11 protein-coding genes and 1 pseudogene are annotated in these 12,334 nt (G+C 65.4%); 4 read left to right on the forward strand and 8 right to left on the reverse strand.

The genetic code is table 11. The features are described 5' to 3' along the window. Positions 1 to 155: 155 nt before the first annotated feature. From MSPGM_RS05050 to MSPGM_RS05060, 3 genes are all read right to left on the reverse strand, one after another. Positions 156 to 884: an SDR family NAD(P)-dependent oxidoreductase gene (locus MSPGM_RS05050; RefSeq protein ID WP_209687943.1), complete on the reverse strand. Its 729-nt coding sequence runs from the start codon at positions 882 to 884 to the stop codon at positions 156 to 158. After that, positions 881 to 1,516 carry a DUF938 domain-containing protein gene (locus MSPGM_RS05055; RefSeq protein WP_209687942.1) on the reverse strand — a complete coding sequence of 212 codons (636 nt, stop codon included), beginning with the start codon at positions 1,514 to 1,516 and terminating at the stop codon, positions 881 to 883. The genes MSPGM_RS05050 and MSPGM_RS05055 overlap by 4 nt, the downstream gene beginning before the upstream one ends. A gap of 268 nt (positions 1,517 to 1,784) precedes the next feature. Then, the gene (locus tag MSPGM_RS05060; RefSeq protein ID WP_261926185.1) at positions 1,785 to 2,438 is read right to left on the reverse strand and encodes a methyltransferase domain-containing protein; all 654 of its coding nucleotides are present in this window, start codon (positions 2,436 to 2,438) and stop codon (positions 1,785 to 1,787) included. Positions 2,439 to 3,205: 767 nt separating this feature from the next. On the opposite strand from MSPGM_RS05060, the pseudogene MSPGM_RS05065 reads away from it, so the two are divergent. Beyond that, positions 3,206 to 5,115, forward strand: a pseudogene (locus MSPGM_RS05065) (potassium transporter Kup). Positions 5,116 to 5,173: 58 nt separating this feature from the next. On the opposite strand, the gene MSPGM_RS05070 reads toward MSPGM_RS05065, so the two are convergent. The 3 genes from MSPGM_RS05070 to MSPGM_RS05080 all read right to left on the reverse strand — a co-directional run bounded on the left by MSPGM_RS05070 (position 5,174) and on the right by MSPGM_RS05080 (position 6,990). Further along, entirely contained in the window at positions 5,174 to 5,635 is a 462-nt protein-coding gene (locus MSPGM_RS05070) for a DUF2867 domain-containing protein (RefSeq protein WP_261926186.1), read from the reverse strand. A gap of 95 nt (positions 5,636 to 5,730) precedes the next feature. Continuing rightward, positions 5,731 to 5,928 (reverse strand): SDR family oxidoreductase, encoded by a 198-nt coding sequence (locus MSPGM_RS05075; protein WP_261926187.1) that lies wholly within the window; start codon positions 5,926 to 5,928, stop codon positions 5,731 to 5,733. A 69-nt stretch (positions 5,929 to 5,997) separates the two neighbouring features. Continuing rightward, positions 5,998 to 6,990, reverse strand: a complete 993-nt coding sequence (locus tag MSPGM_RS05080) for a hypothetical protein (protein WP_209687937.1) — start codon at positions 6,988 to 6,990, stop codon at positions 5,998 to 6,000. A gap of 819 nt (positions 6,991 to 7,809) precedes the next feature. On the opposite strand from MSPGM_RS05080, the gene MSPGM_RS05085 reads away from it, so the two are divergent. Both MSPGM_RS05085 and MSPGM_RS05090 read left to right on the forward strand, forming a co-directional pair. After that, positions 7,810 to 8,862: an alpha/beta hydrolase family protein gene (locus tag MSPGM_RS05085; RefSeq protein ID WP_012752237.1), complete on the forward strand. Its 1,053-nt coding sequence runs from the start codon at positions 7,810 to 7,812 to the stop codon at positions 8,860 to 8,862. Positions 8,863 to 8,897: 35 nt separating this feature from the next. Next, positions 8,898 to 10,031, forward strand: a complete 1,134-nt coding sequence (locus tag MSPGM_RS05090) for a metallophosphoesterase (RefSeq protein ID WP_003605493.1) — start codon at positions 8,898 to 8,900, stop codon at positions 10,029 to 10,031. Positions 10,032 to 10,433: 402 nt separating this feature from the next. On the opposite strand, the gene MSPGM_RS05095 is transcribed toward MSPGM_RS05090, so the two are convergent. After that, positions 10,434 to 10,793, reverse strand: coding sequence for a DUF1476 domain-containing protein (locus tag MSPGM_RS05095; protein ID WP_261926188.1), 360 nt, complete (start codon positions 10,791 to 10,793; stop codon positions 10,434 to 10,436). Positions 10,794 to 11,034: 241 nt separating this feature from the next. Between MSPGM_RS05095 and MSPGM_RS05100 the strand changes: the two genes are divergently transcribed. Beyond that, complete coding sequence (locus tag MSPGM_RS05100; protein ID WP_003603602.1) at positions 11,035 to 11,265, forward strand: hypothetical protein; 231 nt, start codon at positions 11,035 to 11,037, stop codon at positions 11,263 to 11,265. A gap of 361 nt (positions 11,266 to 11,626) precedes the next feature. Here the strand turns inward: MSPGM_RS05100 and MSPGM_RS05105 are convergent, their stop codons facing one another. Further along, entirely contained in the window at positions 11,627 to 12,124 is a 498-nt protein-coding gene (locus MSPGM_RS05105; RefSeq protein ID WP_056502789.1) for a ferritin-like domain-containing protein, read from the reverse strand. Positions 12,125 to 12,334 lie beyond the last annotated feature (210 nt).

Raw genomic sequence — 12,334 nt, forward strand, 5'->3', positions numbered from 1 at the left:
CGCGATCAACACGTTTTACGCTCGTTCACGCGTCAGCAGCGGACGGACTGCCGTGCGAGAGCGAAGGTCCGGAACTGTCGCATGTCGTGAGCGAGCCCAGCTCCCGACGATCGTACGGCGTTGCCCCAGCGTATCCGTTCGCGCCAAGACCGCGCTCAGGCGGGGATCGGCGAGCCGTCCCATCCGAAGACGCCGCCGGTGTCGTCTGCGCTGAGGCCGTTCAGTACGCGCAGGAGATGCGACGCGCTCTCCTCGGGAGAGAAGACGCCGTCGGCCGTCGGGTCCGGCCGGAAGGGCCGCGACAGGCCGGAGGCGACCGTGCCCGGATGCAGGCCCACGACGATCGCCTCCGGTCGGCTGCGGGCCACCTCGATCGCAAGCGTTCGCAGAATCTGGTTCAGCGCCGACTTCGAGGCGCGGTAGGCGTACCAGCCGCCAAGTCGGTTATCGCCGATCGATCCGACACGCGCCGACAAGGCCGCAAACACGCATCGCTCCCGTTGCGCCAGCAGAGGCACGAAATGCTTGGCGACGAGCGCTGGGCCGATCGTGTTGACGGAGAAGATGGTGGCCATCGCGGTGGGATCGAGCGCCTTGACCGTCTTCTCGGGCGAGACGCCTGTCCGGTGAAGAAGGCCGGTGGCGACGATGACCAGGCCGACCGGTCCGGCTTCGCCGACCCTGACCGCCGCCGCCGCAACCGTCGCCTCGTCGGTTAGGTCGATCGGGAGGGTTCGGACGCCCTGCGGGACAGACGATTCCGAGCGCGAGAGCGCGAAGATGGGCGCGTAGGCAGCAGACTCGGCGAGCGCGCGGATCAAGGCCCCGCCTATGCCGCCGGACGCACCGACGATGACCGCGCTGGTCTGGCGCGAGGCGGTCAAGGCGTGAACTCCCTGTCAACAGCGGAGCCTCGGTACCCTCGGTGAAAAATCAGACTGAGGTTGTTGGCCGGCATCGGGACGCGTTCGACCAAATGCAGATCGTGCGCTCGGCCGGCCGCCGCGACCGCCTCGATATCGCGGACGCCCCAGGAGGCATTCCTCGCGCGCAAGCTGTCGTCGAACGCGGCGTTGCTCGGCGCGGTGTGCTGACCATCCTCCCGAAAAGGACCGTAGAGGTAGAGTATACCCCCCTCCGGGAGCGTCGCTTCCGCGCCAGCCATCAGCCCGATGGTCGCGTCCCAGGGGGCGATGTGGATCATGTTGATCGCGACAACCGCGTCCACCCGTGTCACCGGCCACGGCTGACGGGTCGCGTCGATCGCCAGTGGCAATCGGATGTTCGCCAGCCCAGCGGCGCGGGCGTGGGCGATGATACTGCGACGGGCTGCCTCATCCGGATCGCTGGGCTGCCAGACGAGCGCGGGTAGCGCACGAGCGAAGTGAGCGGCGTGCTCGCCCGACCCGCTCGCGATCTCGAGGACAAGGCCGCTGGGCGGGAGAACGCGCTTGAGGACCTCGACGATCGGAGCGGCGTTGCGGGCGGCGGCCGGCGAAAACAGGGCATCGGGCATCGGGCTCTTTTAAGGGCAGCCGCTGCCGACCGCATGCCCTTTCGTCGCGGCACGCCTGCTCGGAGGCAACGACACGACTTCAGCTCGAAGCGCACAGCTGCGGCGCGGGCGGATGCGGGTGCGATGCTGATGGCTTCCAAAACGGAGTTCCATCATGCCTTCAGCGACACCACCCGCCGACCGTGCAACCTCGGCCGCCTCATCGGCTCCAAGCCGCCGTTTAAGCCCAAGTGATGCTTGTTTTACCGTTTCCGAGCCGAATGACCCGTCATTCCGGTGCGAACCAGCCGACTGCAGCCGTCATCGGATCGCTCGGGCCACCATCCGGGATCAGGACCCGTGTTTCAGTTCGCGCAAAACCTGCGCGTCGCAGATACAGATCGACGAGCTGCGCGTGCCCCATCGCATCGAGAGCAGTCCAGATCGCGACAGCCTTGGTCGGGAAACAGCGGTTCGAGAAGCTGACGATGACCGGCGATCCTGGGCGGAGCACACGCGCAACCTCCGACAGCACCGTCACCGGTTGCTGGAGGTACTGCACCGACACGCAGATCAGCGCCGCGTCGACGCTCGCGCTCTCGATGGGGAGATGCGGGTCGGCATTCAGATCTTGCACGAAGCGTCGTGTCAGCCGTGGGTTGGCGTCGAGTTCGCGCTGGTTCAAGCCATGGCCGATCACCGCCGCGAAGGCTTTGTCCGGGGGAAGGTGGCTGACCCAGCTCGACATCATGTCGAGGATGATGCCGCCCGAGGGGAGTAGTTCGGCGTACAGGCGCGTCACCGCGGCGATGGCCGACTCATCAATATGCGTGACGAAGCGCGGCTCCCTGTAGAAGCGGGAATCGGGCGAGGGGTCATGTTTCGTGAAGGCCTCGGCTGGCAGCTCGGGCAGTTCGGGCGAGGCGATCCGGGTTGCAGACACGGTCAGAGCTTACCGTTGAAGCTGCCGATGATGGTGCGCCAACAGATGCGCAGCCGACTTGGTTCGAGGTGGTGCGCAGCGCCTGATGCCGCAGCTTCAATGCCGACTCAGTGAGACCGCGAAGACCGACCCGCACATAGACGGTAGACTCCGTTGTGGGGGGCAGCCGCCGGATCGCCGGCGCTATCGTGTCGCGTGTCGTCACCGCCCCGGAACGCGTGGCAATCCCGTACGGGACGTGCTCGTTGTCCTTCGACACAGCAGGGAACGCCCGAGCGGCGCGCAGTGCGTTTGTTTCCGTCAGCCACCGCCCGGCTTCGCCGCGCCGCCGCGGCACGGATCGGTCCGTTCCGGCACCTCCCGGCCCTGTTCCACCTCGCTTGGGCAACGAGCCGCACCCTGACGCGCGCCAGTATCGGTTTGCGCCTTGCCCGCGCGGCCATCCCTGCCTTGATTCTCTATGCCGCCAAGCTCGTCGTCGATACGATCGTGGCCAGGCAGGCCGGTGCTCCCGCGCCGGCGAGCGTGTCGGATTGGCTTGCCGATCACCGAAACTTTCCCTGGGATCCGGGCAGTCGGCCGGGCGCGGGGAGCGAAGGTCCGCGGCCGTAGCGATGGTTCCTCGGATGTCCGAGCTAGCCCTCGGGTAGCATGTGGGAATGGTGAGGCTTGCCCGAGCAAGATGCTTTTGCCGCGAACGAACCGAGCCGTTTGGCCGTTGAAGGCCGATCCTGGCGGGAACGGCCCGCGTTCGGAGGAAGCGTCGGATGTCGGGTTCTACAACTGAACTCTCGGCCTTGCAGACGCCGCCGTCGGCCGATGCGGGCCACGGCTCCAAGACGAGCTTTTGGGCGCTGACCCTCGGATCCGTCGGCATCGTCTACGGCGACATCGGGACCAGCCCCCTCTACGCGCTGAAGGAATCCCTGCACGCTGCCGCAGGCGGGGGCACGCCCCGACGCGCGACATGGTGTTTGGCGTCGTCTCGCTGATCCTGTGGGCCCTCATCCTCATCGTGACGCTGAAGTACGTGCTGCTCGTCATGCGCGCCGACAACGAGGGTGAAGGCGGCACGCCCTCCCTGGTGGCGCTCGCCCAGCGGGTGCTCGGCCAGTCCGGAAGCTTCGTCATCGTGCTCGGCATGGTCGGCATCGCCCTGTTCTACGGCGACGCCATCATCACCCCGGCCATCTCGGTGCTGTCCGCCGTCGAAGGGTTGAAGCTCGTCACCCCGGCCTTCGAGCCGTACGTGCTACCCCTCAGCCTCGCCATCCTGATCGGCCTGTTCGCGGTCCAGAGCCATGGCACGGCGCGGGTGGCGACCTTCTTCGGGCCGATCACGGCGTTCTGGTTCGTCGTCATGGCGCTCGGCGGCCTCAGCCATCTCGCCGACGACCTGAGCATCCTGGCGGCCTTCAACCCGGCCTACGGCGTCAGTTTCCTGCTCAACCATGGCACGGCCGGCTTGCTAGCGCTCGGCGCCGTCTTCCTGGCCGTGACCGGTGCGGAAGCGCTCTACGCCGACATGGGCCATTTCGGCCGTTCGCCGATCCGTGCGGCATGGTTCGGCCTGATCCTGCCGGCGCTCGCCCTGAATTACCTGGGACAGGGCGCCATGCTGCTCGCCCATCCCGAGCGCATCGAGAACCCCTTCTTCCTGCTCTACCCGTCCTGGGCCCTGCTGCCGATGGTGCTGCTCGCCACCGTAGCGACCGTCATCGCGAGCCAGGCCGTCATCACCGGCACCTTTTCGATCACCCAGCAGGCCATGCAGCTCGGGTTGCTGCCGCGCATGCGCGTGCAGCGCACCTCCGAGACGGAGAAGGGGCAGATCTACATTCCGCGGGTGAACTGGTGGCTGCTCGTGGCCGTCGTGTTCCTGGTGGTGCTGTTCAAGTCGTCGAGCGCGCTGGCGGCGGCCTACGGCATCGCGGTAACCGGCGACATGGTCATCACGGCGAGCCTGCTTTTCATCGTTGCCTGGAAGGCATGGCGCTGGTCACCCGTGCTGGCGGCCGTGGTCATCGCTCCGTTCCTGCTCATCGAGTTGGTGTTCCTGTCCGCCAACGCGCTCAAGCTGCTCCACGGCGGCTGGGTGCCGCTGACCATCGGGGCGGCCCTTGTCACCGCCATGTGGACCTGGCGGCGCGGTTCGGCCCTGGTTGCGGAGGAGATCCACCGGCGCCGCGTTCCCCTGTCGAACTTCACGCGCATGGCCGAGACCGGCTCGGTCCTGCGGGCACCGGGCACGGCCGTGTTCCTGACCGGCTCGCCGGGCGACACGCCCGGGGCCTTGATGCACAACGTGAAGCACAACCACGTGCTGCATGCCCGCAACGTCATCCTGCACGTGGTCACCGAGGACCTGCCGCGGGTGCCTCAGGCGGACCGCGTGACGGTCAAGCCGCTCTCGGACGTCTTCACCTGCGTGACGGTGCGCTTCGGGTTCATGGAGCTGCCGGACCTGCCCCGTGCCTTGGCCGCAGCCGGCTTCGACGCGAGCCACCTGTCCTACTTCCTGACCCGGCGGGTCCTGGTGCCCTCGCCGGAGACCGGCATGCCGGTCTGGCAGGACCGGCTCTACATCGCCATGGCGCGCGCGGCGACGGACGCGTCCCGCTACTTCCGCATCCCGGTCGACAGGGCCGTCGAGATCGGCGCCCGAATCGACATCTGAGGACACGATTCCCTGCCAGGGCGGGTCAAAGTGCCGTTCGGGACGTGCGGCGGCGCATTCAGCGCATCCCGGCCCTTGCCAGGGCGGAGCGGACGACGCGTACATGCCCGGGGTGGATGGCGGCGAGGTAAGCGCGCCCGAACAGGTTATGGCAGCGGACCACGCTGGTGGCCGTAAGGTCTTCCCGTCCATCGTCGCGCGTGACCAGAAGCAGCGACAGGCGGAAATCGAGGTGGCGGTCGTCCTCGCCGAGCACGATCTCCCGGTCCGAGCGCGAGAGCACGGGGAAGAAACCGATCCGGTCCCGTCCGCCGGTCTCCAGCCGGGTACGGATTTGGCCCGACGTCCGCACCCCGAAGGGGCGCACAGCCCCGTCGCGCAACCACATGGCCATGGTGACCCAGGCTGCCGGGTTCGACAGCGCAGCCTCGGCAAGCCTGGACAAGTCATGCGGCCCCGGCCCTGGCAGCCTCACCGCGAAGGCATCGGCGAGGTCGGCGCCGGCGTACCAGGAGGTCACGGCGCAGTCGGAGGGCAGCGGGACGGGCCTGACGTCGGTTCGCTTTCGCGATGCCGGGGAAATAGAGGGCATCATGCGAGGCTACCGCGATCTGCTCAGAGCGTCGACACCGACCCGCCATCGACGCGCAGATTCGTCCCGGTGACGAAGCCCGCCCGGCCGGATGCGAGGAACACGACGGCGGCGACGACTTCCGGCCTGCACGGGCGACCGAGGCCGATGTTCAGGCGGAACGCGGCGAGGGCGTGGGTCAGGCTGTTGATGGCCGCCTTGGCCATGGAATAGATCGGCACCGCTACCAATCAGACGCAGACGGTGGCCGCCAATTCGAAAGTCAACCTCGGTGCCGAGGCGAACCCGAGTTAGAATTCCATGCCAAACTTGACCCGGACGTTGTGCCGCTCGAACTGGTTGAGCCCAAGGGCACGGCCAGCGAGGGTCGGATCTGCATCCCGACCCCAAACCTGCCCCGCATACGCTGCTGTCAGCCAGATCTTCTCAGTAAACCTATGATGCAGGGCGGGTCCCACAGTGAGCGCTTCGCTCTCCAGCTGGTTTAGGAAAATTCCCTCATAGCCGCGTAGGTAGCGTACTTCCGGACCGAAATACGTGTTCTCCCCAATCCGTCCCACCAGGACGTTCGACCACAGGAATGTCGAGGAGCGGTAGCCAGGACCACCACCCCGTTGGCGGCCAGCGGCGGGCTCGAAGCTGATGTTGCTGCCGTACCAGAGCTTGTCCGGCACCACCTGAACGTCGAGCTGGAGCAGGCTCTCAAGGTCGAAGATGTTGGCGCCATTGCCTTCAACGGGCAGGATACGCGTGAATCGGGGACGCACCTCGAGGGCGAGCCCCAATGGCTGCTCCTTCGTACCTTTCAGAAACTGGTACTTCACCTCCATGGAGACACCGTCGAAGGTGCCGTAGGATTTGTCGTCCAGATCCACGATGTTGCGTTGCCGACGCAGCGTGCCGAAAGCGCTGAATTCGATGCTCAGCTTGTCGATGGGGTTGAACTGGTAGGCGAACCGCGTCTCGAGCACACGATAAGTCGATGGGCCAGGACCGTCTCTGCGCTTGCTGACGCGTGTGACGGTATCGATTACGACTTCCTGTTCACCCTTCTCTCCGGCATCAGCGCCCTCCGTGAAGCCGAACAGGTGCTCGGTATCGACGTCCTTCTTGTCGGACTTCTCTGCCTTCTGATCCTTGTCTGCGCTGCTTCCCGGCGAACCATTCTGTTCCGTCTGAGGCTTGTCACTTGGTTTGGCCTGAGCAGAGGACGGAATGGCGAGAGTGAGCAGTACGCCCGCCACTACCGAGACGTGTCGAATTGGCCAGTTGCTTCCGGTCATGATCCTGCGAGGGCCTTGGGTGGGCAGTGCTCCAGCACGTCCGCTTAGAGCCGATGCTGGCCGATCTGCCTGCTGCTAAAATGCCACTCGCACAAAAACTCATGGTGTCAGGGGATTATGTGGTCGGGGATGATCGTACCAAACGTCCGCAGAGCGTCGAGAGCGGCAATTCCGGCCTAACGAGTTGAATGTCGGCTGCTGGCGCAGAGCCGACGTTCAGCATCCGCGCGCTGAACAGCAGCTTTCCACCCTAAGCGGCCCCCAACGTTCGCCGCGGGAGCGTGATGAGCGTGCGGTGGTGCTCGTTCTCATCGTCGCCATGCGGGATATGGTCCTGGCCCGCCAACAGATGCACCTCCGGGGTGTGCGTTGCCCGCAGCAAGGCGTGTTCGGCTCCGTGGGAAACACCGTAGCGGCAGACTGTGAAGCACAGCCAAAGTCTCGGCTGTTCGGTCCGGGGCGACATCTCGAATGTCGCCCGCGTTCCACACGTCACCGCCGACCGAATAGCCGAACGGGACGCCCAGGAACCCGTGAGCCGCCAGGATAGCGGCCGTCAGAGAGCTGTACCTCCGCCAGCCGCGGCCCAGGAGACCGCTCGGGTTCAAATTCGTACGCCGCTTGTTCGGACTATGCGCCGCTATTGGCACTTAGGCCCATGCGGTCATAGGGGGCGTTTTCCGCTGGCGATTATTATCGGTGAAATGGCGGCGACGACGGCCGCCCGCGGTGTGCGCCTCCTCACCGCGTTCAGGACGGCAAGTGCCCTAGCCAGCGACTTGTATCGATGTCGCCACCGTCTCAAAGAGGCAGGCCCCTGTGAGGGAAGACGCAATCCCGCGCCTCGGCTACAGCCGGCGTCGCTTCACGGCCATGATCGTCGGCGGCTTCGCGACAGGCGTGGTCACCCGCGCGATCCGTCCGGCCGAGGCGGCGCCCGAGGACGTCCGTATCGCAGATCTGGACTGGGTTGATGCCCGTCGCGACCGCCGCGTGCCGGCGCGCTTGTACTGGCCGTCGCCGGGGGTACCGGCGGGGCCTGTTTCCCTGATCGTCTTCTCGCACGGCCTCGGTCAGTCGCGGACCGGCTACAGCTATCTTGGGCGCCACTGGGCGGCCAGCGGCTACGCGAGCCTTCACGTGCAGCATGTCGGGAGCGACGGCAGCGTCTGGGCCGGCAATCCGTTCGAGGTTCTCGATCGCGTGAACGTGGCAGCGGACGAACGCGAGGCAATGGCTCGGGCCGCCGACATGAGCTTCGCTCTCGACCGCCTCCTCGACAAGGACAGCGCCTTTGCCGCGTTCATCGACCGGGCGCGTATCGTCGCCGCCGGCCATTCCTATGGTGCGAACACGACCTTGATCGTCGGCGGGGCGCGCGTTGTTCGCGAAGGGCGGACAATCGATCGTAGGGACATGCGCTTCAAGGCCGGCATCGTCATCTCGGCGCCGCCCTTCTACGGCGAGCGCGACCTGCACGCCGTGCTCGCGGCCATCACCATCCCAACTTTCCACGTGACCGCGACGGCGGACGTCATCGCGTTGCCCGGTCGACGGTCGCCCGTGCAGGATCGTCTTGAGGTCTACGAGGCGGTCGGGACGACAAGGAAGGCGCTGGTGGTCTTCCAGGGCGGGTCGCACAGCATCTTCACCGACCGGCTGCTGACAGGCGGAGTAACGCTCAATCCGCAGGTCAAACAGGCGACCGCGGAAGGCGCGCTGGCCTTCCTCGACCTGGCATTCCGAGGCGACCCCTCACCGTTGTCGTCATGGAGCGAGGCCTGGAGCCCGCTCCTCGCCGTGGCGCCCACAGCTTACCTCGTCCCGGAATCGTCGCGGCACCCATCACGCCGATATCGTCCCCGCTCGTAGCGGTTGCGCCAACCCTCGCCCCGCTCGGACGGTCCATGTTCCACCTGATCTTCGGTCTGCCCTGCCTGTACGTCATCGCCAGGGTGCTGTGGCCTCTGCCTTGGCCCTTCGCTTTGAAGGCCTGCGTTGCGGTCCTCCTGCTCGTTGCATCCCAGTACCACCTATGGAGCCGCCTCTCCTCAGGCTCGGTGTTCTCACCCGAGTTTCCGCGCGCGTTGGTCATCCTGTTCAACTGGGCCTTCGGCGCCATTTTCCTGTTGGCGGCGATGCAGTTGGCGCTCGATGTCGTGACGCTGGTCAGCAAGCTCGTGCCCGGAGGCAGCTGGCCGCTGCCGATGGCGTGGCGCTACGCCGAGGCGGGTCTAGCCATGCTTCTGTCAGCGGTCGCAGTACAGCAGGCCGTGCGGGTGCCCCCGCTGAAGGATGTCACCGTCGAGATCGAGAACCTCCCGGCCGGCTTCGACGGCTATACCCTTCTCCAGCTGACGGACCTGCATATCAGCCGCCTGTTCCTGGCGAGTTGGACGCGCGAGGTCGTGGCGCGATCCAACGCGCTCGGTGTCGATCTTATCGTGGTCACCGGTGACCTGATCGACGGGTCCCTCGCCAGCCGTCGTGCCGACGTCGAACCGCTGCGTGATCTCCGGGCCCCCGATGGGGTCTGGCTGATCCCCGGCAACCACGAATACTTCTTCGAGTACGCGGCGTGGATGCGCCACTATGCCGAGTTGGGCATGGCCGTGCTTGCCAACCGGCACACGGTCCTGAGGCGCGGTGATGATGCCGTCGTCCTGGCTGGTGTGACCGACCTTTCGGCCTCGCATTCCGGCCAGCCGGCTCACGACCTTGATGCGGCGTTGGCCGGTGCTCCGGTCGGCGCCCCGATCATCCTCCTCGACCATCAGCCGAGGGATGCGGCCAGGGCGGCCTCGAAGGGTGTGGCCCTGCAACTGTCGGGTCACACGCACGGCGGGATGATCGTGGGTCTCGATAGGCTGGTCGCGCGGGCGAATGGCGGCTTCGTCTCGGGCGCATACGCGGTCGGCGGTATGACGCTTTACGTCAACAACGGCACGGCGCTGTGGCCGGGCTTCGCCCTCCGATTAGGCCCTCCGTCCGAGCTGACGCGTATCACGCTCCGGGCCAGAGTTCGGCCTCGCACGAACTGACGGAAACCAGGTCCGGCTCCGCCTTCAGGGTTCGAAGAAGCGACTCGCCCTCGAAACACGGCCATCGCGTCAGACCACCAGACCGGTCTGAGTCGCACCTCGCACCCATCATCTGGGGAAGATCGCTGCGACGGCCCCAGCCCGACGCCGAGGGCATCGAAGGGGAAAACTCATGTCTAGCAAAAGGGTAGATCGCGCGCCCGAAAGGATTCGGCACGGCACAGCTTCGGCAAGAACGCTTGCGTGCCTTGGTCGGACATCACAAAGACATCCTCCGAGGCACGCGCTTACGGGGCTTGTGCGGAAGAGGCGGAGAATGTCTTCCTCATAGCCGCTGACGAGCTCCGGCTGAGACCGTCTTCGTCTGGCTCGGCAGCGGCTGCGATCTCTATCGTTATTGCGCTACAAACGTGAAGAGCTGCGGACTGGCGAGCGTGGTGTCACGACCGGCCTGGATCTGAGAGCAGGATCGCTGCCGCCCAACATCACGGCTCTCAGTTCTTCGAGGCTGAAGTCTGCGAGGTTGGCTGCCAGATCGGCGCGCACCCGTTCGAGCAAGGCCTCGTTGCTGGCGCCATGGATCATTGCATCGATCAGCACGTCAGCGTAGGCGCGGCTCGTCCGAGCATCACAGCCAAGTTTCCGGATCGCGAAATCAGCCAATGCTTGGGCGCCAGCGCGGCGGCTCAGAAAGCGTCGTTCCTCGCCGATCACAAATAAAAGCTCTTCGGCGCGTTCTCTTTCCTCGAACGATCTAAGCATCTTCTCCCTCCACAACAGGTCGGCGGATGCGAGCGTGCGAAGATCGCAACATGCGACCAATCACGGCGAAAGCCAAGAGAAATCGCCTTTACTGCCAGGGGGCCTCCGAGGCGTTGGCGAAACTCAAATCACATCCGTGCCACGATGGCGTGAGTAGCCAGACTCCGTTCGCGGTCGGAAGTCGTGAGCGCGGGCGTTCTGTCACAGCGCGGAAGCAGCCATCGCCGACCATGTTGAGGCGATGCGACCTGCACCCTTTACCATCGTCATATCCGGCAAGCGGTACGAGTGCCGTGTTGCTGGGAACACTGAAGCCGAGGCCGCCGATACGGCCGAGCACATCCTGCATCAGCTCCGACAGGAGGAGCGGGTTTGGCCCGGGCAGGTCAACATCGAGTGCGAGGATTTCGAAGCGGCAAAGCGCCTTGCCGCGTACTTCGCCACCATCACCGTCGAACCCGACCTCAAGTGAGTTCTGCCGCGATGCGGTGTGTCTGGCCCGCAACCTGGTGCGAAAACGGTGAGGCTGCCCTCACGGTCTGGTCGGGTTCGGGGCGCCTCATCGCCCGGTGGACAGCCCGTTGTCATCGATGGATCCACAAAGGGCACGCGCGTTGATCAATTTCCCAATCGCGATCTTGACCGTCTGGCCTTGCAGTTCGAGCGCCTTCACCCGCTAACCGCGCACGATGGCGCGCAACGCTTCAACGTCGGAGTCGTCGGGGATCTCTGAGGCCAGTTGCGCAGTCTCATCCGCCGCCACCCAGGGCGAGCGAGGTGCAGGCAAGTTCCGCACGGTGAAAGCGCTGCCGCTTAGGCGGCAGCGCTTTCAACTACTTCGTGGCAACCTGCTGCAGGCTCTCAGCCAACTGGCTGGCGAACTCATCGCCCTTGTAGATCTCCGAGACAGCCTGCTTGAGCTTCTGCTCGTCCTCCGACTTGCCCAGAGCCTTGGCGTAAGCGGCCGCTGATCCGAACCCAGCTAAGCCGTAGTGCGCCATGCGCTGGTACTGGGCGATGATCACCACGTCCCGAAGCTGGCCATCCTGCGGGGCCTCTTCGGACGCGTGCTTACGCGCCTCGGTGACCAGCCCTTCCATGCCCTTGCAGTGCTCCGGCTCAGCCTTTCCTCCGGCTTGCTCGATCAAGCTCTTGAGGATGCCAGTGTGCTTGTTGATACCCTCGACCGATTTCTCAAGCATTTGCTTCAGCTTGGCGTCGCTAGCCTTCTGACTGAGCTGTTGAACGGTACGGGCCATCTGGTCGTTAGCAGACCAATTATCTTTCAGTTCATCGAGGTATACATCTTGCAGGCTGCGGGGTGCTGACATGAGGAACCTCCTTGAGCTCCTCCGGCCAACCTCCAACTTCTGCCGACGTTCCTGACAGAGTTAGCGTCGTTCGTGCCGCAAATGCCTGAAACCACCTTTTCCGCCCGTTCCGGCTACGTGCAGGGTTAGGGGCTGGCAGGCGGTCACCGTCCTGGCAGACGATATGATGGGACACCGGCTTCTGGAGAAACCAGCCTCAAGCCGCGGCTC

Source organism: Methylorubrum sp. GM97, assembly GCF_024347855.1.
Taxonomy (GTDB): domain Bacteria; phylum Pseudomonadota; class Alphaproteobacteria; order Rhizobiales; family Beijerinckiaceae; genus Methylobacterium; species Methylobacterium extorquens.